The organism is Nocardia sp. TBRC8007 (assembly GCF_056629435.1).
On sequence record NZ_JBWSOR010000005.1, the window covers coordinates 1 to 22,670 of the forward strand.

Here is a 22,670-nt window from a genome sequence, read left to right on the forward strand (position 1 = left end):
ACGCAGCGTGCCATCGAGTTGTCCTCCGCGCTGGAGACATTGTCCGACCGGGTGCACGAAACAGTGCAGGCGATCACCATGACCAACGACAAACTGCCTGGTGTCGTCGATGGATTCAGCTGGACCTCGCCGAGCACCTGGTTCGGCCTGAAGAACGACGAGCGTGACGACGCGGAAGAGGAAGCCCGTCAGGTGATGGACAATCACTATGTCGCTCCGTTCACCGTTGCGGACGAGGCGATTCCCGTGCTCCCCGCCGCAGTGAGTCCCACCGCCCCTCTGCATGGTCCCCTTCCGGACAGCACCGGCCTCAGCAGTGCTGGTGGCGGAACAGGTGGTCTCAGTAGCGGCCGCGGTGGTTTCCCTGGCGGTTCGGATGGCGGCGCCAACGACGTGGGTACCTCAGCCGATTCTCCTGGTAAGGCCCCGGAGGAGCAGGCCGCTGCCGGAAACCCGGCGCCGGAAAAGAATTCCCCGAGCGATCCGAACGCTCGGCAGCAGACCACTTCGAGCAGTTCGACACCCACCGATCAATCCACCACCCCAGCTCTTGCCACCGGCTCGGCCGCTGCCACCACCCCGGCCGCTGCCACTACCTTGGATCGGAATTCGTTCGGGCCGTCTGGCAGTTTCGGTAGCGGCGGTGGTTTCGGCGGTGTCGGTAGTGGCAGCAGTACGGGTAGCGGCAACGGCTTCGGTGGACCGAGTGCGCCGCCTCTGGCACCGCGGCCAGGGGGCGGCTTCTCCGGACCGCCCGGTGTTACCAACCCGACCGCTACCGGCGCGGGCTCGACTGCCTCGGCGGGCCGGACCGGTATACCTGGCATGATGGGAGCCCCTGGAGTGGGCCGGGGCGAAGACGATGATACGCACAAGACCCCGGATTATCTGATCACCGCCGAGAATACCGAGGAGCTGCTCGGCGAGTCACCGAAAACCTTGCCTGGCGGGATCATCGGCGCCGACACGCAGGCGGCTGAACCGCCGCGACAGTCGTGACGAACGAGGAGTATCACCAGCCGATGTCCGAATGGGTATGGGAACCAGATGATTTCGCCGCGCTCTGGTATAACGACGGAATAGATCGCTTCCCTCGTCCACTGCGCTTTCTGAGCAAATACCAGTCCAGGGACGCCTACGACGCGCACCGGGCGCGGGTGCTTGCCGCAACAGACGAGGAGCGGAAGGAATTGATCCTGCTGGCCTTCCACACCCTCACCAGGGGACAGCTCCGCATCGAAATCCGCGGCGGGTCAACGGCTACCGATCGCGGTGCTATGCGTGAGTACCGCGTGGTCGGCGCTTGTGCCTCCGACCATGGTGTGGTGCTGGCCCAGTCCGCGATCGACGATATCGACGGCCCCATCCACGGCCGGTTGTTTCCGGCCGATCAGCTACCGCAGCGCCTGGCTCGGCTGTTGCCTGCTTGTCCGGCCGGTACTCAGCCCGCAGCGACCTTTGCGTTGTGCGACTTGAACTCCCGGAGCGATCGGGAGTATCACCTGCGGCGCAGCCCACGAGAACAGTACGAGGCGCTGACGCACCGCCCTATCGACGGTGGCGGCAATGCCCGCCTGCTCGTCGGTCACATTCTCGAGCGCCCCGCCCCGTGGCATTCCATGCAATGGGTCGACGTGACCGACGACGGCCGCTATGTGCAACGCCGTACCAGTGAGCACATCGATATCCGCCCCGTCATCGCCGCGGATTTCGCCGCCGAGTTCACCACTTGGATCGACCATGCCCGTCATTGTCTGCGGGTAGACGAGCCCACTGTCTGGTGAACAGGTTCCGTACTCACCGGGCAGGCTGCGCAACCGGAATTATGGTGTCGGGATCGTTGATCGGAGCGAGGCTGATTCGACCAACGAGGTGATCGTGTTATCTGATGCTGTCTTGACCCGTATGCGCGGTACGCGCCAGGTCGATGGTCCGCAGCGCAGCGGTGGTGGAGCCGCTGTGGTGTCCGAGCCGCCGCGCTGCGCATCTGTCAGGTTTCAGGTCAGCTGCTGCCCACCATCCCGCCGAGCATTCCGCCGAGGAACTCTCCGGCGCTGCCTGCGCTGCCGCTGCCGAGATTTGAGCTGCCGCCGCTCGCGCTGCCGGTGATGGGCGATCGCTGACGGACCTCGACGGCTATCGACTTGGTGCTGAAGCCTTGTGTGGCGGTGATGACGTGCCGGCCGGCGCTGCGCGGCGTCCATTCGATCTTCGCCGTTCTTGTCAGCAAGTTCGGAAATACCGGTGAGGTTTCCAACTTGGCGCCGTTGTCGTTGAAGGCAACGGGCAGGCCGCCGGAGAGGCCGCCGACCTTGGCGGTGATGGTGTAGGTGGTGCCGACGGTGTGGAGAACACCGGATACCGATACCGAAGAGACGGCGGCGTTCGCCGAGGGTGCTGCGAGCACGACGGTGGCTGCTATCGCGGCGAAGCTGGTGATTCCGGTGCCCGCGCGAAGGGCTCGGGTGCGTCCTTTTGTGGATTGTGTGTGTTTCACATTTGTCACGGACATGACTGCGGCCTCTTTCTGCTGCAAGGGGGTTTGGTTCACGGAGGGTCAGCCGAGCAGGCTGCTGAGGATTCCTTTGGCGCTTCCGGTGTTAGCACCACCGCCTGGTTTGCTTGGTTTGTTGCGGACGTTGACGATGATCGACTTGCTGCTGGAGCCCTGCGAGGCGGTGATGGTGTGTTTGCCGGCGCTGCTCGGCGTCCATTCGATCAGCGCCACTGCCATCCCTTTCGGAATTACCGGTGAGTTTTTCAACTCGACGCCGTTGTCTTTGAAGGAAACGGGAAGCATAGCGATAAGGCCTTTGACTTCGGCGGTGATGGTGTAGGTGGTGCCGACGGTGTGGTTGGTGCCGGTTACCGATACCGAAGAGACGGCGGCGTTCGCCGAGGGTGCTGCGAGCGCGACGGTGGCTGCTATCGCGGCGAAGCTGGTGATTCCGGTGCCCGCGCGAAGGGCTCGGGTGCGTCCTTTTGTGGATTGTGCATGTTTCACATTTGTCACGGACATGATTGCGGCCTCTTTTGTTGCAAGGGGGGGCTGGTTCGTGGAGGGTCAGCCGAGCAGGCCGCCGAGGAGTCCTTTGGCGCTTCCGGCGTCTAAGCTTCCGCTGCCGCCACCACCGCCGCCTGGATTGCGGACGTTGACGATGATCGACTGGGTGCTGCCGGCCTGCGTGGCGGTGATGATGTGCTCGCCGGGGGAATCCGGGGTCCACTTCAGCCTGGCTTTGCCCGGTGGCCAGGGAACATTGGGGCCACCGATTCTGGCGCCGTTGTCGGTCCAGGTGACAGGTAGGCCGAACGACAGGCCACCGACGGTGGCTTCCAGGTCGTAACTAGTGCCGACGACGTGGTCGGTGCCGGAGATCGTCAAGCTTTTGACGGTGGCTTGTGCTGAGGGTGCTGCGAGAACAACGACGGCTGCTGTCGCGGCGAGGCTGGTTAGCCCGGTGCCGACCCGGCGAGTGGTGGTAGTGCTGGGCATGAAGTACTCCTGTGTGCTTCCCAACTGTGATAGGAGGCACACAGTAGAGGACCACCTATACAAAATTCACGTGTTTCACAAAGAAAATTTATGAAACAAGCGCAGTGGTGGGCGAACCGGTTCTGTTCCAGGCACGTGCCGAGCGCGCTATGGTCGCTGGCGCCGACCCAGCAGGCACCGGTCCCCAGCTCGGGCGATGCGGCTGTTCACGCGGCCAGCAGCATGGCCAGAATCGCGGTGTCGGGATCGCTGATCGGGTCGAGGCCTACCCGGCTGACCAGCGAGGTGACTGTCCCGTCGGACTCCGCCTCGACCCAGGCGGCGCGGTGCTCCAGCCCCAGATGTGGGACGCCGGGCAGCAGGACGCAGCCGGAGGCGGCGCCCGCGCACTCGGGCAGCGAAGGACGAGTTTCGGACGGAGGGTGCAGCATCAGCAGGGCTGGGGGTACGTGTGCGGCGAACCGTCCTGGTTCCAGGGCTTCGTCGCCGAGTATGGGGCCTTCGGCCAGTACCAGGCCGACTGTGCCGGGCTCAGGGTTATCGGGCAGGTCCTCGCGCACGCCGAACACCGTCGAGGTCGACAACAGTCCGGGTAGTGTGGCCACCCGAACCGCGAGCACGAGCACTTGGGCCCATTCCTTGGTGGTTTCCGGCCAGCGGCCGGAGATGAGGAAACCGCGTAGTGACCCGCGTGCGTGGAACGGTGTGATGCCGATGGGTTCGTTCGTACGCATTTCTGCCTCCCGTCATGAAACCGGGGCGGCTTTGACCGTCCTCTTACTGTGGATTCCCGAATATGAACCATGAATCACCTGGCACACAAGTATCGAAGAGTGCTAATCGGATGGCCGGTGACAGACAGGGAGGCAGATCGGGCCCGCGAAACCACGCCATGCGATGGATTCGTGGACCCGATCGGGGTGCCGAGCCGGCTCAGCCGAAGATGAGGCCCTTGGTCTGAGAAACCGCTTTGGCGAACCGATCCTGCACATCGGCCCAATTGACCACATTCCAGAACGCGGTGACGTAGTCTGCCTTGACATTCTTGTACTGCAGGTAGAAGGCATGCTCCCACATATCCACTTGCAGCAGCGGGATGATGCCGAGCGGAATATTGGCCTGCTGATCGTAGAGCTGGAAGGTGAGCAGTTTCTGGCCGAGAGTGTCGTAGCCGAGTACCGCCCAACCGGAGCCCTGTAGGCCGTTGGCTGCCGCGGTGAATTGGGCGCGGAACTTGTCGAACGAGCCGAACTGATCGTCGATCGCCGCGGCCAGCTCGCCAACCGGCTTATCACCGCCGTTGGGGGAGAGGTTCTTCCACCAGATCGAGTGGTTGATATGGCCACCCAGATGGAACGCGAGGTTCTTCTCGTTCAGGAAGATCGCCGCGTGGTCACCGGCCTCGCGAGCCGCCGCGAGCTTCTCCAGCGCCGAGTTCACGCCGGCGACGTAGGCGGCATGGTGTTTGGAATGATGAATCTCGTTGATCTGCCCGGAGATGTGGGGCTCCAAGGCGCTGTAATCGTAATCCAGATCTGGCAGCGTGTACTCAGCCACGATGTCCCTTCCTATGTCGGGTTGGTTGTGCTTGTTGTGTTGAGCGCAACCAACCATCATTCGTACACCCAGTCGATTCCAACTCGGATCGATGCCTACCCATTCTGTTGACTTCCTCTCCATCCTGGAAGGTGGAGATTCCCTGTCTCACGACAGGGGTTTCCTGTTTCATCGACGGTCGCCTTCCCGCATCAGTTGCGGGGCGGTCTCACACCATCTCCGCAGGCCATGACCGCCAGCCCAGCGGCATGTATGTTTCTCGCAGCGTTCACATCCCGGTCGTGGACAACACCGCACGGGCAGGTCCACTCCCGCACACTCCACAGCAGCGTGTCGTTGATCCGGCCGCACACCGAGCATGTCTTGCTCGAGGGATAGAGCCGGTCGATCGCGACCACCGTACGCCCGTACCAATCTGCCTTGTACTCCAACATCGCGCGGAACTGCGACCACGACGCATCCGAAACCGCCCGCGCCAGACGCTGGTTTCGAACCATGTTGCGTACGCTCAAATCCTCGATGGCGATCACTTGGTTTTCGCGCACCACACGAGCCGAGAGCTTGTGCAAATGGTCGCGGCGCCGATCGGCGATCCGCGTATGGATACTCGCGACCTTCCGGCGTGCCTTCGCTCGATTGGCCGAGCCTTTCTGTTTCTTCGACAACTCCCGCCGCGCTTTCGCCAGCCGGATGCGGTCCTTGCGCTCGTGCTGGGGGTTGGACACCTTCTCCCCGGTAGAGAACGTGTACAGGCTGGTGATGCCCGCATTCACGCCGATCCCGGAATCAACCCTCGGATACTCGGTGATCACCTCCTCGACCAGGAGGGAGATGTGGTAGCGGCCCGCGCTGTCGCGCGATACCGTGACCTGCGAGGGTCGCGTGCCCTCCGGCAGTGGACGCGACCATCGGATATCCAGAGGCTCTTGGTGTTTGGCAAGTTTCAGTTGCCCGTCGCGGTAGACGAAACAGTTCGAGAAGTAGGTCGCCGACTCCTTCGACTTTCCTTTCTTCTTGAATCTCGGATACCGGGCTTGTTTGCGCCAGAATTTGTCGTAAGCGCTTTGCAGCTGCCGCAATGCCGCTTGTAATGGACCTTTCGAAGGCTCGGCCAACCACGCGGTCTCGGGATCGCGTTTCCACGCGGTGAGCATCTTGTCCGACTCGGCATAGCCGATACGGCGCTGCTGCTGGGTCCACGCGTGAGAGCGCTCGGCGAGCGCCCGGTTGTAGACGTAGCGGACGCAACCGAACGTGCGTGCGAGCTGATCGACCTGTTCGCTGGTCGGGTAGAAGCGGTACCGGTATGCCCGCTTCACTACTCGCATAATTGACATAGTAGCACGCTAATTTGTCACACCCATGTGCCAATCATGCCGCGCCCGGCGGGCGACCGCGCGCGGCGAACCGCGGTCACCACGCACATCGGATACGCGGTGGCTGTGACGCTTCCTGCGTGCACCGGCCGTTACAGCGGTGGAGCGATACCGGGGCGAGTCGCCAATGGGTCGCCTGTGTCGTGTGCCTGCCACCAGCGAGCGCCGCCCGCGATGAAATCCGCCAGTGGGATCTGTTTGCCTTGCGTGTCGTGGACAGTGATGTTGTCGAACCAGACCCGGACGTCCAGCTCGCGCGGGTTGATGCCCTCCTCTTGGGAGAACTCCAGAACATGCGCGGATTCGTGATTGCTGATTTCGGCATCGAAGCTGAGCAGTTCGCCCCACAATGCCCAGCCGCTGTCGTCGAGATCGATGAACTCCCAGCCGTGCAGCCGGGCGCCGCCGAAACTACGCACGGCCTCGTCCAAGCGGTCCAGTCGCAGCGGCAGGATTTGGGGCTCGATATCGTCCCAGTGCTGGGCTCGTAGTGACGCGGCTATCCGACTCACGCCGGTGAATGTCACCTGGATCTGGTGGTCCGCGGCTGCCGTCCCGTGCTCAGGAAGGGTCAGTACCTCGAGATCGAGTCGTAGCTGATGGGTTGCCTCATCCACTATGAGGCCGAGGCACGTGGCCTCCGACAGTGCGGTATCGAGGCCTGTGGTGTCCATTCCGTCGAGTAGCCCCCTGTTTGCATTCATAGCTTCAGGCTACCGACTGTGTCTTTTGTAACTCTGCATTTTGCGACTTCTCCCTTTTTGGTGGAACCGATTGCTTCCTCGCCCCGTCCAAGTAGGTATCGGAACCTGTTCGGCCGGAGGTTCTTAGGTGGGCGACGAATGGCCGTTCCGGGATGGATCAAGGAGGGGAGTCCCGGAGCGGTCATTCGTATCGCTCGATCCTACGGAACGCCGGGATGCTTCTGGGGAACCTCCAAGTGAACAGCGGTGTGGTTCGGAACCTCCGGAAGGGTCATGGAAAGGGCTTGCTGGGTTCCTCGTTTGTATGTTCGCGAGTTTGTTTCCAGCGCGTCCGCTGGCGTATGAGTCTTGTGGATCAGCTTGTGGATTATGTGGATAACTTCATCGGTGTTATTCACTATCCGTGGTGTGCGAGGTATGTGCTCGCCATGAATCGGGTTCGCGGGTAACTCCCTGCGGGGTGCCCGCGAGAAGCCGAAGGAGGCCGAGGAGGTTTCGCTATGGGCATAGAACGCGCGGCAGCCAGCGCCCATGGCAGGATCGACTCTGTGACGAGCCCTCATATTCCTTCGGTCACTGTGGAGCATGTGCCTGCGGAATTCGACAGCGTAGCGGTGCAGGCCGATGCGCTGCGATCGATGTTGCTGGATCTCCGCGAGATCGAAGAGTGGCAGCTCGGGCATGCACCGGGTGCGATCCATATTCCGATGATCGGTTACGAAGCCAGCCAGGTCATCGGAGGCATGGTGGAGTGGCAGCGGGTGGGTCGCCCGTTGGCTGCCGAGGGTGACCACGAGGCGAAGATCTATTGACGAGAGAACGAGGTGCGCGGGTGAGTACAGTGGTGCAGCCTTGTGCGCGCTGCGGCGCGCGCTGGAGCGTGCAGGGGGCACCGATGCACTGGTGTCCGCGCTGCCGTGGGGTACTCCTTTCGCCCGCGCCGATCGATGCTCCTGTCGAACGCCGCAACTACCGCTGGGTGGCACGTGCCCCGGAGCGTCGCACCCGCCATGCGCCCGTGCCCGTTCGCCCGCTTGCCGGGGCGTGCCCGCCCCGCTACACCAGGATTCCTCGCTGGGGGCTGAGCGATCCGCTGCCACAGATCGCGGCGACGCCGCGTCGTCCGCTCAGCAAGTTGACTGGCTCGGTGGCAGGATTGCTGGTAGCGACCGCGGCGATCTTTGTGATCGCGGCACTCGCTGAAATAGGGCGTTATCTGGTTCTGCTGCGCAATCGGACACGCCTGATTCCTCCCATGGTGCTGCACACTTCGGATGCTTTCGTTATCGGTACTGGAGTGCTCGCGCTCGTGCTTGCGCTGGTGGCAGCTGTGGCTGTGCTCGGAAAGCTGGTCGAGATCAGGCGTGCGGCGTACGCCGAGACGGGTCGGCGCGATCCGCGTTCGCTGCGAATGCTCGCGTTCGGCTGTCTGATTCCAGTGGTCAATCTATTGTGGCCCGGGGTCTTTCTGAGCGAGGTTGCCGCATTGCGGGACGATCCGCGATCGCGGCGTGCGATCCGGATTTGGTGGGCAGCCTGGCTATTCGGTGGTGGCGTCGCAGCGGCCGGGCTTTTGTGGCGAAGCGCGGATTCGTTGCAGGCCGAGGCAGACGGGGTGCTGTTCGCCTCGTTGATCGATGCGGTAGCCGCGACGGTCGCGCTACTGACCCTGTGGGCGCTGCGGACGATCGAGGGGCGCAATCTGCGCGGCCGTCGCCGAATTGAACGTCGCTGGCTGATCGCGGTCGATCCCATCGTGCCGATGATCGAACCGGTACATCCCGGCGACCGCGACCACCGAGCGGGTCCGGTGCCTGCTGAGGCGATCGGCACACCCGCGGTGGACAACGGTGTCGAGAACCGTGAGCAGAGGGAGGTTGTGGCCAAGTGAGCCAGGGCAGTCGCGCGCCATTCGTCGTCGCGCACCGAGGCGCCTCGGCGGCGCAACCAGAACACACGCTCGATGCCTACGAACTGGCGCTCAGAGAAGGCGCTGACGGGGTTGAATGCGATGTCCGGTTGACCAGGGACGGACATCTGGTCTGCTTGCACGACCGTACTGTCGACCGGACGTCTTCGGGAAGTGGCCTGGTCAGCGAGATGACGCTCGAGGAACTGCGGATACTCGATTTCGGCGTCGATGGCTCGCCTGCCCAGGTGCTGACACTCAGTGAACTCATCACCTTGGTGCTGGACTGGCGGAGTAGGCCGACCAAGCTGTTCATCGAGACCAAGCACCCGGTCCGCTATGGCGCATTGGTGGAGAACAAGCTGCTCGCCGAGCTCCAGCGATTCGGCATCGCCACCCCCGCCTCGGCCGACCATTCCCGCGCCGTAGTGATGTCCTTCGCGGCCACGGCGGTCTGGCGTATCCGCCGCGCCGCGCCACTATTGCCTACCGTTCTACTCGGCGAGTCGTCGCGTTACCTGGGTGGTTCCGCCGCGACGACGGTCGGCGCCACGGCTGTCGGCCCCTCGGTGAAGACGCTGCGCGAACATCCCGAGCTGGTCGACAGGGCTGCCGCGGCAGGACGGGCCACCTACTGCTGGACCGTCGACGAACCCGACGATGTGCAGTTGTGCGCCGACTTAGGTGTCAGCTGGATCGCCACCAATCACCCCGGACGCACCAAATCGCTGATCAGTTCGGTATGACCGGTCCTGACCCACTGAATTGATTGTGGCCGAACACTCCTGGAATCTCTTCGTGTCAATGTCGGCCGAATCGTGGATCTGGCACGGATTGCGTGATTGTCCCGTCCGATACCGTGGTGGCGGTTCGCGAAGTGCTGATCCGCCTGCGTATGTGGCGGCTGTTCTGTGAGAATACCGGCTGCGCGAGGCGGACTTTCGCCGAACAGATCCCGGAACTGGCCGTTCGCCACGCCCGTGGCCTGTCCTTGTGAATGGGACCGCTTGGTCCAGCCATCGGGGACCGGCCAACTTCTTCTCAATGGGAGCGCTTGTCAATCAATAGAACTCGTCGACTGCGCCGGTTCGTGACAGCGGATACCATGACAGAGCGTATGGGCAGTCAGGGGAGGTCGTTGTGTTATTGCTGATCAACGAGGTCATGGAGCTATCCCCAGCGGAGCAGCGGTTCGCCGAGTGGATCCAGTGGAGTCCGGCGCAGCCCGGAGTGGCGCTGCTCAATATCGATATCCCCAGCAGAGGACGTACGCGTCAGCTCGACGCATTGATCTGGACACGGCAACGGTGCATCGTCGTCGAAGTCAAGGGTTTCCGCAGCAGGCAGAACGGGACGCTGGTGGTTCCGCCGAACGGTCCGTGGCTGATGAGTGACGGCCAGATCGCCGACATCTACGGTAACGGCTACGACCACAACCCGATCAAGCAGGTGCGCACAAACACTCTGGCAATGAAGAACTGGGCCAGCCGCGTCACCCACCAAAAATGTTTCGTCTACGGACTGGTGCTGGTGATGCTGTTGCCCGATCAGGATGTTCCGTCCTTGGATACCCACGCTCATCCGGAGAAGACCGACATCATCGTCGAAGACTTCGACGTGTTCCGCTACTATCTGCACCGCCTCGGCACCCAGAAAGTGCAGTGGACCGCTCAACGGGTCGACACTCTGATCACCCGACTCGGGTTGTCATACCTCTACGACGGCCGTCGTGAGCTGATCGCCTCCGCACTCGACGAACCAACCCATTACTAGGGGTAACCAACAGTCGTTGAGTTCCTGATCCCTCCGACCGTTGGTTAGCCGAAACAGTTTCAATCCGGCTGATCGGAAACGATCTTGGCGCTGGGGTTCTCGAAAGCAGGATTATCGTGAATCGACATATCCGGCACTCTCACACCAGACACCGACAGGGTCAGGTCTTGATCTGATCGAGTAGTCACTTTCGTTTGGCTGGTCGATCCAGGAGCCGGTCGAGTTCGGCTTGTGCGGTGTCGATGGCGGGCTGGATCAGCGCAAGAGTGCGTGGCGGTAAGTTGGTGAGTGTAGCGGCGAGTGGCGTCGCAACGGCGCTGGCCACACCGGCACCTACGGTCTCTCGGATTCGTCGTGATAAACCATCTTACGTCGCGAACTCGGTTGTGGTGCGCTGGTTTTCGGTGATTTCAGTCAGAGGAACGACGATGGGCCCCAGCTTTCACTGAGATCATCATCGGATCACCCCTCCGACTCGCGCTGTTGACTCGCTAACCCAGAGATTTCGTCCGACTGACGATCCGGTGGTGTGCCGCTGACGAAAAATGGTGCCCTGAACTGGGAGAGTTCCGCTTGTCTAAGGCTGGAATCTCACACAGTTCAGGAGCACCTTTCAGGTGTCACAGCATAGTTCGCCCTATCCCCGACTGACCGCAGACGCCACCGAAACCGGCGTCGTGTCACACGCCGGACTCACCCTGATGAACCGGACTGCCGAGAAAACCGGCCTCGCCAGCGGGTTATCGACAGCTTTGGCGTCATGGCGCAAATCCCTCGCCGTCCACGATCCCGGCAAGTTCCTGCTCGACCTCGACCTCGCCGACGGCGGCGAACACCTCTCCGACATCAGCGTGCTGCGCGCCGAACCCGCCGTGTTCGGCCACGTCGCTTCCGACCCGACCGTGTCCCGGCTGATCACCACCCTCGCCACCGACACACCGAAAGCTTTGGCCGCGTTGAGATCCGCCCGCGCCCAGGCCTGCAAGAAGGGGTGTCATGCCGCCGGCCAGCACGCCCCCGACCACGCCGTCACCGCGACCAACCCGCTCACCATCGACATCGACGCCACCATCGTGATCGCCCATTCCGACAAACAGGCCGCCACTGCTACGTGGAAGAAAACCTACGGCCACCACCCGATCTGCGCTTGGCCCGACCACGGAGCCACCGGCACCGGTGAACCCTTGGTCATCAACCTGCGTGAAGGCAAAGCCGGATCCAACACCGCCGCCGACCACAAGACTGTCCTGCCCGGCGCGTTAGGGCAGCTGCCGTTCGAGCCTCGCTACCGGGTCATGCGCAAAGTGCTGGTCCGCACCGATTCCGGTAGCGGCACCCACGACTTCGTGGAACATCTCACCAACCGGCGGCTGCAGTACTCGGTCGGGTGCACACTCACCGAAACCACCGCCACCGCAGTCGTTTCCATCCCCACCGATGCGTGGACACCGGCCTACGACAGCGACGAAGACGTCCACAATGGCGCCTGGGTCGTCGAGTTGACCGGCCTGATCGACCTGTCTGGATGGCCGCCCGGCATGCGCGTCATCGTGCGGAAGGAGAATCCGCATCCCGGTGCCCAGTTGCGGTTCACCGACCGCTACGGGCTGCGGTTGACCGCGTTCACCACCGACACCCACATCGGGCAGCTCCCGATGCTGGAACTGCGCCACCACCGCCGCGCCCGCTGCGAGGACCGCATCAAATCGATGAAGGACACCGGCCTGCGCGGACTGCCGCTGCACGGGTTCGACCAGAACCGGATCTGGGTCGAGAACGCCTGTCTGGCTCCCGAACTCATCACATGGATGCAACTACTGGCCTTCGACACCGCTCCGGCACGACGGTGGGCACCGAAAACGCTGCGGTTGCTACTGTTCTCCGCCGGCGCTCGGGTCGCCCGCCACGCCCGTCGCACCCACCTCCGGTTCTCCCGCCACTGGCCCTGGATTACCCACATCATGACTGCCACCGACCGACTGCAAGCCACTTGACCAGCACCCACACCAACCCAACGACCAGAAAAGCACGCTCTCCGGGCGGTGGAACCCAGCAGCCAACCAGTTGACCGGGTCGACCCGTCACACGGACACACGACCGGAACAGTTGTGAAACCGGCGAATCGGAATGCGATCAGGCCAGACCGCTAGCCGCATGAAACTTCTGGATTATCATGGCACGGCCGGGAAGCAAATTTGCATGTCAGAACCGGGAAACGAACCCCTACCTGCTACGATGCCGCATCGTGGGTAAGAGCAAGCGCAATAGTCCTAAGCCCGGCGGGAATCGGGCGCAGCGTCTAGCCGATCGGCGGGCAGCGCTAGAGCAGACGGCGCAGGCCGTTACACGTCCGTTTCAAGGACTTGCCGCGGAGTGCGATCTGGTCGCACTGCGTGAGTTCGTTCCTTCGGCCACTGCGCGGCTGACGCTATCGCCGGTGGTCGCGGCAGAGCGTCCGGTTATGCTCGCTACTGTGCTGCCCGGCGCGGTGGCTGCGCTGGTGCGTGCTGGTGCTGAGCCCAGTGGCTATGTCGGTACGCAGGTGCAGTTCCAGGGTGTCGATCCAGCCGCCGATCTGGCCGCCGCGATTCTGTGGACGCAGGCCGCCGAGCCCGGTGATTCTCTGACTGCCGCGGAGAGCGCCGCGGGTGGTCCGAAGCTGGCTGAGGTCATCGATCCCACCGCCGTTTTGGACCTGACCGTTCACCAGGACTTCGACTGGTGGGTTCCGGCAGGAGTCGAGCCCGACTCGCAAGTCGCGGCGACTATAGAACAGGCCGAGCAGGCGATCATGCCCTCGGCACGGCTTGGTCTCGACGAGGACGCGATCGGCGCGGCCTGGTGGGTGGACGCAGGTGAAAAAGCCCATATCCGCTGGGTTCGGCCCGAGGACGAGGACGAGTTGATGCTTGCCCTGGCTCGTTTGCACGCCGCCGGAGGCCTGCACCTCGGCGAGGGCTCACGGTTTGCTGGATCGTTTCGCACCCATGGTGTGCTCGTTCCGGTGTTCGACTTGGACCGCGAGCGGCACCCCGATGAATGGGTGAAACCGGCCATCGAGTTCAGCGCGCGGCTGGGTGAGGCGTTGGCCAGTGCGGATCCGTTGACAGTCGACGAGCGGCGTTCACGCGACGGCTTGCGGTCGCGTCAGGTCACGCTGCGCTGAGTACAAGTTTTTCTGGAAATTTGTGAAAAACTATAGTTTTTCATCGCCATCTGGGCTAGATTCTCAGCTACCGCCACGGCAGGCGGAGGTGAGGGCGGCCTTGCCGGATTGATGTGGAAGTAGGGAAGTATGGAGAATATTCTGCTCAAGCTGTTGCTCAACCAATTGCTCAGCTCTATGAGCGGATAGCATAGCCCCCTATGCGGTGGCGGGCCCAGTTCATTGTGTGAAGAACTGGGCCCGCCTTCTTTCGGGAAGAGAAGTGCCAGCGGGTTCCGTCCGTTGAGGCGAGGCTCCGGAAGTGTCGAGCGGTGTTCATTTCCCCGACGAGTGTCAATGCTATCTATTCGTGGATACGATCGAATAGATGTCGATATCTCGGTCCGGGAAGTACTGTACGACCATTGCGGCGTGATTGCGGTCTTCAACCGCTCGCATGTAGAGCAGCTCGACAGGCTGTGGCAAATCTACATTATCATACCTTACTATATTAGTGCTCGGCATTGAATTTGCTCGGCATTGAATTATTGCCGGGTCCGATCGCACACAACAGGCTGTGGAATTTGCTGCGCGAGGATTCCGGGTCCGAGGCGGTGCTGTGAGTAGGTGCCGCGAGCGCAGTTGGCGGGTGCTGAACAGTCGGTCGTCGGTGTGGTCGAGTACAGCCAACAGTGTGGCTGCCTCGGCGATGCTATTCACCTGTTCCACGGTGCACCACTGGTGAATCGTTCAGCCGGATAGTTCACCGATTCACGGCTGAGATGCCGGTCAGCGCTGGCCGTGCCCAGGCATAGTGGCTCTTCCGAGTTAGCAGGGGTGTAGTTGTCTGGTCTGGGTGGGCGCCTGCCGGGATCGGCGGGTGCAGGCCCATCGTATGCGGCGGCGTTGGTTGTCGGGGTTGCGGAAGCCGAAGGCGATGCGGCCGACGTGTTTGACGATGCGGTTGTAGCCTTCGCTGCGGGCGTTGGACAGGCCGGTGGTGATTGCGGTGATGATCGGTGTCGTGGCGGTGGCCACCGTTTGCGGTGCAGGCCAACACCTGTCGAAGAAGTTCCTTGGCGATCCAGGCTGCGAAGATGTCCCCGCCCGGGTCGGCGGTATCGAGGGCGGTTATCAGGCGGGTGCGCTGATCGTCGGTGAGGCGTTCGGCGCCGCGGAGCAGGCGGCGGCGGTTGATCCACTCGGGATCGGATGTGCGGCCACGTCGGCCGCGGTGAGCCCAGGTGACCCGGCGACGCACCAGCTCGATCACGTGGTTGGCGCGTTTGACCAGGTGGAAGCGGTCCACGATGAGTTGGGCGTGCGGCAGGACGGCGCGGACGGCTTTGGCGTAGCCGGCGGACATGTCGATCGCGACATGCGTGATACCGGCGCGCCAGGCGGCAGGGCGGGCATCGAACCACTTGGTGACGGTCTCGGCGGTGCGTCCGTTGACCTGCGCCAACAGTCCACCGTGGCCGGTGATGTCGACCAGCCCGGTGTCGAACCGGTCCACCCATACTCGTTTCCCGGTTTCGGTATCGACTTCGTATTCGGCTTTGCCTCTGCGTGTTTCGTCGATACCGAGCACCCGCACCGGTATCGGCTCGTCATCCAAGCCGGCGTCGGCCACCGTGATCACCACCTCATGGCAGGTGTTCCACGAGCATCCGTAGGCGGCCGCGACCGCCGAGGCCGGTCGTAGGTCATCGAGTACCGCATGCGCCATCTCGGTCTTGGCGCGCACGGTGATCCGGGCGCGTGGCGGCACGTCGGGCACTGCCTCGGTGAAGGTCTTCCTCGCACAGGAATCGTTGCCACACACCCATCTCTGCTTGCGCCACCGGATCATCGGCCGGTCCGGGCCGATCTTCACATCACGGGGCCTGGTCACCACCCAGCCCTTGGAACGTGTCGAGTGGACCCGACAGCCAGGGCATACCCCGACCCACTCCGGTGCGGTCCGCGCGTCCACCACCCGCCTACCGTCACCCTTGGTGTACACCGTTTCCACGGCAATACCATCGAGCCCGAGCAGCAGTGAACTATCCTTGGACACGCTCGCGCCCTCCTGTGGCTGGTTGCGTAGGGAACACCCAGTTCACAGTGGCGCGAGCCCTCGATCAGTCACCGACACGCCATCGATCGGTGACACCAGACCCCCATCAAGTCGGAAGAGCCGGCATAGTGTCCGTGATGGGTGAGTCGTGTTCGAATGACAGCGTGTGGTTGCCACAGGTTGTTCTGCGCTCGAGCCCAGGAATTTCTCAGAGAACTCTGTGCGGAATCATAGTTCGGCTGGGTTAGGTTCTTACTGCCACCGCAGCTGGAGGTGTGTACTCGGTGGTATGTGAGGACGTTTTCACTGAACTAACGAGGAAGTAGGGAATCGCATGAGTTCTAGTATTTCCGGAATGTTTTTCGACTCACTGTTCGGCAGCCTATTCGAGTCGCTGTTCGGTTCACTGCTCGGTTCGTAAGGGAGTAAGTCCGCTACTCGTATGCGGTGACGGGCCCAGTTCTTCGTGTGAGGAACTGGGCCCGCTTCTTTTCGATAGTTGTGGTCAGCGGGTCCCGCCCGCTGCGGCGGGGGCACCGGAGGTGTCGCGAGGGGCGCTCATTTCCCGGGCAATGAATTCTTCCAGGTCGAATAGATTCGATCCGGCGCGGTCGGCGATAGTGAGCAGGGTGGACATGTCGGCGACTTCTTCGACTTGTTCCTTGAGGAACCATTGCATGAACTGTTCGCCGAGGTAGTCACCTTCTTCGCGGGCGGTGCTGGCTAGTCGGATGATCTGTTCTGTAACGGTTTTCTCCTGAGCGAGTGCCAGTGCGATCGGTTCACGGGCATTCTCGAATCGGGACTTTGCGGCATCGACGCTGGAGATTTCGATGCTGATATCTCGGTCCAAGAAGTACTGCACGATCATCATGGCGTGATTGCGTTCTTCGACCGCCTGCGCATAGAACCTCTTGGCCAGCTGTGGCAAGTCCGCATTATCGAACCACACAGCGATGGCTATGTATTGATGCTCGGCATTGAATTCCTGCCGGATCTGGTCATGCAACAGGCTGTGAAATTTGCTGTGCGAGGGTTCCGGATGGCTGGACATAAAAATAACATTAGCGTTAGTCCAGCTGTATGTCATCCAAGCTTAGCCTTATTGAGGCTAGTATTGCCTAATTAATTTTTCGCGGCACCCGCCAGCTTCGGCACCGCGATATCGTTGCGCACTCGCGTATGCAGCTCGCGCGCGACGAATTCCTCCACGTCGAACATCCGGCCGTCAGAGCGGTCCAGCACAGCAAGCAGCGTAGTCATCTCAGCGACGTTTTTCACTTGTTCTTCGGTGAACCACTGGATGAATCGTTCACCCAGATAATCACCGGATACACGGGCAGCACGTGCCAAGCTGCTGATCTGTGTGCTGCAAGTCTGCTCGGTCTGCACCAGCAACGCTGTCGCAGCGCGCGGACTGTCGAAGGTCGAGCAAATATCGCCCAGCCCGCCGATGCGCACCTCGATATCCCGGTCGAGCAGGTATTGCGCCATGCGTAAGGCATTCGCGTACTGTTCGCGCGAGCGTGCGTACGTGTGCTTGGCCAATTGCGGCAAACGATTCCAGTCGAAGTACGTGGCAGCGGCGAGGTACTGTTGGGCGGCGGTGAACCCATGACCGATCTGTGCGCGCAGCAAGTCGGGGAAAGGCTGAGCCACATCGGTATCGGACATGGCTTCGACGCTACCGCGTCAGTAGGTCTTTCGGGATGGGTTGGTCTTTGGCCAGCGCGTCGAAGAACCGGCTCGCTTCGGCCTTGTCCCACAACAGGACGTTGCCGCTGTCGGTATCGGCGAAGCCGCCGATCGGCACTGTCGTGGTGACAGTGCCACCTTTCAACGCCCAGGCCAGCCTGGCGAGATCCCAGATATGGTCGCCATTGTCGACCTTCAGTGATTGTGCGATGCCAGCAGTCATCGGCCAGAGCGTGAACGGATTGGCCATGGTGGCGATGCTGGTCGCTTTCTTCAACAGGGCGGCCAGAAAGATCCGCTGGTTGTTCATCCGGTCCAGGTCGGCGCGTGGAGTGGCACGACTGCGTACGAAGCCCAGCGCCTGTGGTCCGGTCAAGCGCTGACAGCCTGCGGGCAGGTCGATCCCGGCGAGCGGGTCATCTATCGGTTTCGGTAGACAGACGTCGATACCGCCGAGTGTGTCGACCACATCAGAGAAGCCACCGAAACCGATCTGTGCGTAATGGTCGATATGCAGGCCGGTAGCGATCTCCACGGTCTGGATGAGCAGAGTGGGGCCGCCGAAGGCGAATGCGGCGTTGAGCTTGTCTCTGCCATAACCAGGAACGCTGACGTAGGAATCGCGCGGCAAGCTGACCAGGGTGCTCTGGCCCGACGCGGGGATATGCACCAGCATGATCGTATCGGTGCGCTCGGGGCCCACTTCACCGCCGGTGGCGAGTTCCTGTCTTTGTGCGGATGTCAGCCCGCCGCGTCCATCAGAGCCGACCAACAGCCAGTTCGTTCCCGGCGTGTCGCCCACTCTCCGAGAGTAGTTCACCAGTGCGGAGACGCGATTGAGAGAGCGGTCAACCTGGAGGACAGCGCCGACGGCAGCGAGGATCAGCACCAGAAAGAGCGCCGACAACCAGCGGAGGGGGTGTCGTTTGCGGCGTGGTCGTGCCACCTGGGACGTTCGCCTAGTGCTCCGAGATGGCCGCGACGGGGCTTCACGATATGGTCGCGGTTGCTGCCTTGGTGCGTGCGGCGGGCCACCGCCGTAGCGGACCGGACGCTGAGTGGGCGCGTAGGGCGGACCGGTGCGGCGGGGTGCCGGACGTCGGGTGGGGGCACGTGCGCCAGCCTGCGGCGGCAGGCGCACTGGCTGTTGTGGCGGAGCCTGCGAGTACGCCAGCGGCGGTGTGTAAGGATCAGGCGCCCCATCCCGGCGCAGCACCTGAGTGGGCTCGACCGGTGGCCGACCACCGGGACCAGGCATACGGCGCCGCATCGGGGGCTCGCCGTACCTGCTAGGTGGCGGCATCCGGCGCTTCTGTGCATTGCGCTGGGAGTTATCGCCGTTCATCACCAAAACTCCACTTATCGGGCGTCGTCGGGTGCCGAAGGTCGGTATCGGGCAACCGGGGCCTGCTGCTTAATTCGCTGAGCGGGCCGGGACGTTACCGTTCTCCGGAACACAGTCGTATTTCTGGAGCGCAGTCGTATTACGGCAGCCACGAAACATGACTGTGCAGTACCGTGTAGCCGATGTAGGCGACTGCGTCGATCGCCGCGTGGGCGAGGATCAACGGCCACAGTCGGTTCGTACGCTGCCAGTAGCGGCCGAAGATCAGGCCCATGACGAGGTTACCGAACCCGCCGCCCAGCCCTTGGTATAGATGATAGCTGCCGCGTAGCAGTGCTGAGGCCAACAGTGCGGTGTTCGCCGACCAACCGAGCCCGCGTAGCCGGGTGAGTAGGAACGCCACCACGATGACTTCCTCGGCGAGCGCGTTCGCGCAGGCCGACAGGACCAGTGCCGGTAGCCGCCACCAATGGTCGCCGAGCGAAGCGGGCACGATCGTCACATTGATCCCCAAGGCGTGCGCACCAAGATACAGCGCCAGGCCTGGTATGCCGATGACAGCGGCAAGCACAATGCCGGGCAGTACATCCGTGCGCCATCGAATCCGGTTCGCCAGTCCGACTGCTCGTGGTCCGATGCCGCCGCGCCACAGCAGATAGAGTCCCAATGCTGCCCATCCGGTCAGTCGCAGCACGCCGAGCAGCTGATATAGCAGATCGATGGTTGATCGGGTGGATCGTGACGGGTTCAGTGCGACGGTCCGCTCCCCGACCCCTCCTGGTGCGAGCGCGCTTTCTATCAGGGAGAGCGTGGCGCTGAGCCCGCTGAGTCCGAACGTGACGAGCAGCACCACAAGGATTTCGAGGGTGCTTATGAGCCGCTTCCGATCCGCCGGCTCGGCTTTGTCCCCTGCGGCACCGGACTCCACACACATGGGTCGAATCTATTGCGTTCGCGGTATAGGTGCGCAGTGGGTCAGTGTCGGATCAGCTATGGCGCGGGCCGTCTCAGAACGAGTCCGGCAGCGCCCACCGCGACTCGTCGCTGCACACTGAGTCCGCTCCGGGTGAGTCGGGCACCATAGCAGAGCTGATTATCAACCGGTAGCAACGTGGCGCCGAAACCGACGTCGCGAGTAGTTCGTGATGGGCTGCTCCGCAGCCACTCTGCCGGACAGAGCGCGTTGCTTCGATTCGGGTTCCGCTACCGCCCAGCCGCGCAGCCAGACCAGCGTGCACATCAGCTCGCGTAGCGGCAAGGGCGCGTGGTCGGAGGGTCCGAGCATCACTTGTTCCGTATGGGCGCATACGCTGCGCACTCGTCCGGCTATAGATGGTGTGGTGGGGCCGGACGCGGCATGCGAACCTCCGCGTGGTGGATAATGCACTCAGTTACATTAGTTTAGTCTAACCTAATACATCTGAGTAAAATTGTGTGATCTCTTGCTCGAAACGCGCAGCCGCTGGACAAGGGAGCAAAGTTGTTACGGTGAGAGTGTGTTGGAAGGGCCGGAAACTACCGAACCGGTAGTGGTGATGCTGTCGGCGCCACCGCGGCGTAGTCTGATCGACGGGCTGGTCCGCGCTATCGGGCCGGGCGCTGCGTCGCCGATCTTGGATCTGGATGTACCAGACCCGGAAATCGCCGATTTTCTCGCGCGTGCGGTGCATACCGACACCGGTTTCGTCGCGCGTACATCATCCGGTGCGCGTGCCGTGGCCATTGTCGCGGCCACGGCAGCCGCGCTGTGCGGCGACGATATTCGCGCGGCCCTGCGCGACCCCGACGTCTTCTTTCTGAGTTCGCTGAAACCACAGGCTGTCGAAGCGGTTCGGTCGGTGCTACTCGCTATCGAGACAGAGGCCATCGACCAGGTGATCGACGCGCTGAGTCCGCTTATCGGCACTTGACCTACGCTCAGCGAGCGCGGAGCGCACGGGGGACAGGCCCGCTTGGGTAGTCCGTGCACAGAGTCGGCATGCGCGCAAGTAATCTCATAGCCGTGCCGCGAATCGCGTACTTCGGGCCATCCGGAACTTTCACTGAGATGGCCCTCGCTCAGTTCGAATCCTCGGGAGCTTTCCACGGACCCGTCGAGCGGGTGGCCGCACCCAGCCAGGGGGCCGCATTGGATTTGATTCGTTCCGGTGAGGCGGACGGGGCAGTGGTGCCGATCGAGAGCTCCGTAGAGGGGTCGATCTCAGCGACGCTCGACTCGTTGGCGATCGGTCCGCGGCTGCAGATCATCGCCGAAACCGAACTCGAGGTGAGCTTCACGATCCTCGGTAGGCCGGGGACGATGCTGCCGGGTGTGCGTACTCTCGCCGCGTATCCGGTAGCCGCAGCTCAGGTGCAGTTGTGGGTGGCGCGGCATTTGCCGCAGGTACGGCCATACCCCGCAGCGTCCAATGCCGCGGCAGCCGAAGACGTGGCAGCGGGCCGCGCGGATGCCGCCGTCTCGACCGCACTAGCGGGAGAGCGCTTGGGGCTGATCGCGCTGGCCTCCGGCGTAGCCGACCATGCGGAGGCGATCACGCGATTCGTGCTGTGCACTCGCCCGGCCGCGGCGCCGCCCGCGACCGGGGCGGACCGTACCTCGATCGTGTTGGAACTGCCCAATGAACCGGGTTCGTTGATGCGCGCGTTCGCGGAATTTGCTACCAGGGGTATCGATCTGACCAGGATCGAGTCCCGGCCTACCCGAACCAGCATGGGCACTTATCGTTTTTATCTCGACTGTGTGGGCCATATAGACGACACGGCGGTGGCCGAGGCGCTCAAGGCGCTGCACCGCACCGCACGAGTCCGCTTTCTAGGGTCATGGCCTGCGACTACAGCGACTGGCACGCCACCACCATCGGACGAAGAGGCGGCGGAGTGGCTGCTTCAGCTGAAAAGGGGAACGACGGACCTATGACCGGCAGGCTGATTCTGGTCCGGCATGGAGAAACCCAAGGCAATGTCGCCAAACTGTTGGATACCAGGGTGCCAGGGTTGCCACTGACCGAACGCGGTGCGGTACAAGCAAAGATATTCGGCGAGAGCCTGCTCCGGCCACCGAAAGCGTTGTTCTCCTCAGCAGCGCTACGCGCTCGGCAGACGGCCCACCGCATCGAGGCGGCGACTGGTGCGGCCGCCAGAGTGTTGGCGGGCCTGCATGAGGTACAGGTCGGTGACCTGGAAGGGGCGCACACCGAAGAAGCGCACCAGACCTTCCAGCGGATCTATCGATCTTGGCACGAAGGGAATCTTACTTTGCGGGTACCGGGTGGAGAATCCGCCCGAGATGTTCTGGATCGCTTTCTCCCTGCGATCGCGGAGCTAAGGGAAACCTATCTTTCGCATGATGACGCTGAGGGCGACGTCGTGGTGGTCAGCCACGGCGCCGCCATGCGCCTGGTGTGTCGCCAGCTCACCGATGTGCAACCGCCGTTTACGACGAACAATCATCTGGGCAACACCGAGACCATCGAGCTGGTACCGACATCAGACAACGGCTGGGAGTGCATCCGCTGGGGCAGATTCACACCACCATTCGGATACGAGGTCGCGCCCACCTCTGATGATCCGATGGGGTGAGCAAGCGCCCCAGTGCGGTCGGCACGCTCGAC

24 protein-coding genes and 1 pseudogene are annotated in these 22,670 nt (G+C 62.6%); 12 read left to right on the plus strand and 13 right to left on the minus strand.

Features of this window, described 5'->3' with window-relative positions:
- Together ACX4ZE_RS07255 and ACX4ZE_RS07260 are read left to right on the plus strand one after the other, a co-directional pair.
- Positions 1-999 (plus strand): hypothetical protein (locus ACX4ZE_RS07255; RefSeq protein WP_480272551.1); only part of this gene is annotated, 999 nt, incomplete at its 5' end.
- Positions 1,000-1,022: 23 nt separating this feature from the next.
- Positions 1,023-1,784 (plus strand): ESX secretion-associated protein EspG, encoded by a 762-nt coding sequence (locus ACX4ZE_RS07260; protein WP_480272552.1) that lies wholly within the window; start codon positions 1,023-1,025, stop codon positions 1,782-1,784.
- Positions 1,785-2,002: 218 nt separating this feature from the next.
- Here the strand turns inward: ACX4ZE_RS07260 and ACX4ZE_RS07265 are convergent, their stop codons facing one another.
- From ACX4ZE_RS07265 to ACX4ZE_RS07295, 7 genes are all read right to left on the minus strand, one after another.
- Complete coding sequence (locus tag ACX4ZE_RS07265) at positions 2,003-2,407, minus strand: hypothetical protein (protein WP_480272553.1); 405 nt, start codon at positions 2,405-2,407, stop codon at positions 2,003-2,005.
- 150 nt (positions 2,408-2,557) lie between these two features.
- On the minus strand, positions 2,558-3,019 hold the full coding sequence (locus tag ACX4ZE_RS07270) for a hypothetical protein (RefSeq protein ID WP_480272554.1): 462 nt from the start codon (positions 3,017-3,019) through the stop codon (positions 2,558-2,560).
- 45 nt (positions 3,020-3,064) lie between these two features.
- Entirely contained in the window at positions 3,065-3,496 is a 432-nt protein-coding gene (locus tag ACX4ZE_RS07275) for a hypothetical protein (protein WP_480272555.1), read from the minus strand.
- Positions 3,497-3,702: 206 nt separating this feature from the next.
- Entirely contained in the window at positions 3,703-4,230 is a 528-nt protein-coding gene (locus tag ACX4ZE_RS07280; protein ID WP_480272556.1) for a peptidase, read from the minus strand.
- Positions 4,231-4,429: 199 nt separating this feature from the next.
- Positions 4,430-5,053, minus strand: a complete 624-nt coding sequence (locus ACX4ZE_RS07285; protein WP_480272557.1) for a superoxide dismutase — start codon at positions 5,051-5,053, stop codon at positions 4,430-4,432.
- Positions 5,054-5,244: 191 nt separating this feature from the next.
- Complete coding sequence (locus ACX4ZE_RS07290; RefSeq protein WP_480272558.1) at positions 5,245-6,381, minus strand: RNA-guided endonuclease TnpB family protein; 1,137 nt, start codon at positions 6,379-6,381, stop codon at positions 5,245-5,247.
- Positions 6,382-6,521: 140 nt separating this feature from the next.
- Positions 6,522-7,133, minus strand: a complete 612-nt coding sequence (locus ACX4ZE_RS07295) for a hypothetical protein (protein WP_480272559.1) — start codon at positions 7,131-7,133, stop codon at positions 6,522-6,524.
- A 548-nt stretch (positions 7,134-7,681) separates the two neighbouring features.
- On the opposite strand from ACX4ZE_RS07295, the gene ACX4ZE_RS07300 reads away from it, so the two are divergent.
- From ACX4ZE_RS07300 to ACX4ZE_RS07320, 5 genes are all read left to right on the plus strand, one after another.
- A complete protein-coding gene (locus ACX4ZE_RS07300; protein WP_480272560.1) occupies positions 7,682-7,945 on the plus strand; it encodes a rhodanese-like domain-containing protein in 264 nt (87 codons plus the stop codon).
- A 20-nt stretch (positions 7,946-7,965) separates the two neighbouring features.
- Entirely contained in the window at positions 7,966-9,024 is a 1,059-nt protein-coding gene (locus ACX4ZE_RS07305; RefSeq protein WP_480272561.1) for a DUF4328 domain-containing protein, read from the plus strand.
- Positions 9,021-9,788, plus strand: coding sequence for a glycerophosphodiester phosphodiesterase (locus ACX4ZE_RS07310; RefSeq protein WP_480272562.1), 768 nt, complete (start codon positions 9,021-9,023; stop codon positions 9,786-9,788). The genes ACX4ZE_RS07305 and ACX4ZE_RS07310 overlap by 4 nt, the downstream gene beginning before the upstream one ends.
- Before the next feature lie 92 nt (positions 9,789-9,880).
- Positions 9,881-10,039, plus strand: coding sequence for a hypothetical protein (locus ACX4ZE_RS07315; RefSeq protein ID WP_480272563.1), 159 nt, complete (start codon positions 9,881-9,883; stop codon positions 10,037-10,039).
- A gap of 143 nt (positions 10,040-10,182) precedes the next feature.
- Entirely contained in the window at positions 10,183-10,815 is a 633-nt protein-coding gene (locus ACX4ZE_RS07320; RefSeq protein ID WP_480272564.1) for a nuclease-related domain-containing protein, read from the plus strand.
- A gap of 184 nt (positions 10,816-10,999) precedes the next feature.
- Here the strand turns inward: ACX4ZE_RS07320 and ACX4ZE_RS07325 are convergent, their stop codons facing one another.
- Positions 11,000-11,140, minus strand: coding sequence for a hypothetical protein (locus ACX4ZE_RS07325; protein ID WP_480272565.1), 141 nt, complete (start codon positions 11,138-11,140; stop codon positions 11,000-11,002).
- A gap of 292 nt (positions 11,141-11,432) precedes the next feature.
- On the opposite strand from ACX4ZE_RS07325, the gene ACX4ZE_RS07330 reads away from it, so the two are divergent.
- Positions 11,433-12,809 (plus strand): IS1380 family transposase, encoded by a 1,377-nt coding sequence (locus ACX4ZE_RS07330; RefSeq protein ID WP_480272566.1) that lies wholly within the window; start codon positions 11,433-11,435, stop codon positions 12,807-12,809.
- Positions 12,810-13,057: 248 nt separating this feature from the next.
- Positions 13,058-13,981 (plus strand): DUF5926 family protein, encoded by a 924-nt coding sequence (locus ACX4ZE_RS07335; RefSeq protein ID WP_480272733.1) that lies wholly within the window; start codon positions 13,058-13,060, stop codon positions 13,979-13,981.
- 807 nt (positions 13,982-14,788) lie between these two features.
- Here the strand turns inward: ACX4ZE_RS07335 and ACX4ZE_RS07340 are convergent.
- The 5 genes and pseudogenes from ACX4ZE_RS07340 to ACX4ZE_RS07360 form a co-directional block, all read right to left on the minus strand.
- A pseudogene (locus ACX4ZE_RS07340) lies at positions 14,789-16,065 on the minus strand (ISL3 family transposase).
- A gap of 459 nt (positions 16,066-16,524) precedes the next feature.
- Positions 16,525-17,073, minus strand: a complete 549-nt coding sequence (locus ACX4ZE_RS07345) for a ferritin (RefSeq protein ID WP_480272567.1) — start codon at positions 17,071-17,073, stop codon at positions 16,525-16,527.
- A 71-nt stretch (positions 17,074-17,144) separates the two neighbouring features.
- Complete coding sequence (locus ACX4ZE_RS07350) at positions 17,145-17,693, minus strand: ferritin (RefSeq protein WP_480272568.1); 549 nt, start codon at positions 17,691-17,693, stop codon at positions 17,145-17,147.
- A 10-nt stretch (positions 17,694-17,703) separates the two neighbouring features.
- Positions 17,704-18,972: an LCP family protein gene (locus ACX4ZE_RS07355; RefSeq protein ID WP_480272734.1), complete on the minus strand. Its 1,269-nt coding sequence runs from the start codon at positions 18,970-18,972 to the stop codon at positions 17,704-17,706.
- 226 nt (positions 18,973-19,198) lie between these two features.
- Positions 19,199-19,993: a CPBP family intramembrane glutamic endopeptidase gene (locus tag ACX4ZE_RS07360; protein ID WP_480272569.1), complete on the minus strand. Its 795-nt coding sequence runs from the start codon at positions 19,991-19,993 to the stop codon at positions 19,199-19,201.
- Positions 19,994-20,555: 562 nt separating this feature from the next.
- On the opposite strand from ACX4ZE_RS07360, the gene ACX4ZE_RS07365 reads away from it, so the two are divergent.
- The 3 genes from ACX4ZE_RS07365 to ACX4ZE_RS07375 all read left to right on the plus strand — a co-directional run bounded on the left by ACX4ZE_RS07365 (position 20,556) and on the right by ACX4ZE_RS07375 (position 22,638).
- Positions 20,556-20,969, plus strand: coding sequence for a hypothetical protein (locus ACX4ZE_RS07365; protein WP_480272570.1), 414 nt, complete (start codon positions 20,556-20,558; stop codon positions 20,967-20,969).
- Between the two features lie 92 nt (positions 20,970-21,061).
- Positions 21,062-21,976, plus strand: a complete 915-nt coding sequence (pheA, locus tag ACX4ZE_RS07370) for a prephenate dehydratase (protein ID WP_480272571.1) — start codon at positions 21,062-21,064, stop codon at positions 21,974-21,976.
- Positions 21,973-22,638, plus strand: a complete 666-nt coding sequence (locus tag ACX4ZE_RS07375) for a histidine phosphatase family protein (RefSeq protein WP_480272572.1) — start codon at positions 21,973-21,975, stop codon at positions 22,636-22,638. Before pheA ends, ACX4ZE_RS07375 begins: the two co-directional genes overlap by 4 nt.
- The last annotated feature ends 32 nt before the right edge of the window (positions 22,639-22,670 follow it).

Excerpts from the sequence above, each read along its gene's own strand:
- ACX4ZE_RS07290 (WP_480272558.1), bottom strand. The coding sequence starts at position 6,381 with ATGCGAGTAGTGAAGCGGGCATACCGGTACCGCTTCTACCCGACCAGC.
- ACX4ZE_RS07280 (WP_480272556.1), bottom strand. The coding sequence starts at position 4,230 with ATGCGTACGAACGAACCCATCGGCATCACACCGTTCCACGCACGCGGG.
- ACX4ZE_RS07350 (WP_480272568.1), bottom strand. The coding sequence starts at position 17,693 with ATGTCCGATACCGATGTGGCTCAGCCTTTCCCCGACTTGCTGCGCGCA.
- ACX4ZE_RS07295 (WP_480272559.1), bottom strand. The coding sequence starts at position 7,133 with ATGAATGCAAACAGGGGGCTACTCGACGGAATGGACACCACAGGCCTC.
- ACX4ZE_RS07260 (WP_480272552.1), top strand. The coding sequence starts at position 1,023 with ATGTCCGAATGGGTATGGGAACCAGATGATTTCGCCGCGCTCTGGTAT.
- ACX4ZE_RS07375 (WP_480272572.1), top strand. The coding sequence starts at position 21,973 with ATGACCGGCAGGCTGATTCTGGTCCGGCATGGAGAAACCCAAGGCAAT.
- ACX4ZE_RS07345 (WP_480272567.1), bottom strand. The coding sequence starts at position 17,073 with ATGTCCAGCCATCCGGAACCCTCGCACAGCAAATTTCACAGCCTGTTG.
- ACX4ZE_RS07355 (WP_480272734.1), bottom strand. The coding sequence starts at position 18,972 with ATGCCTGGTCCCGGTGGTCGGCCACCGGTCGAGCCCACTCAGGTGCTG.
- ACX4ZE_RS07275 (WP_480272555.1), bottom strand. The coding sequence starts at position 3,496 with ATGCCCAGCACTACCACCACTCGCCGGGTCGGCACCGGGCTAACCAGC.
- ACX4ZE_RS07270 (WP_480272554.1), bottom strand. The coding sequence starts at position 3,019 with ATGTCCGTGACAAATGTGAAACATGCACAATCCACAAAAGGACGCACC.
- ACX4ZE_RS07360 (WP_480272569.1), bottom strand. The coding sequence starts at position 19,993 with ATGTGTGTGGAGTCCGGTGCCGCAGGGGACAAAGCCGAGCCGGCGGAT.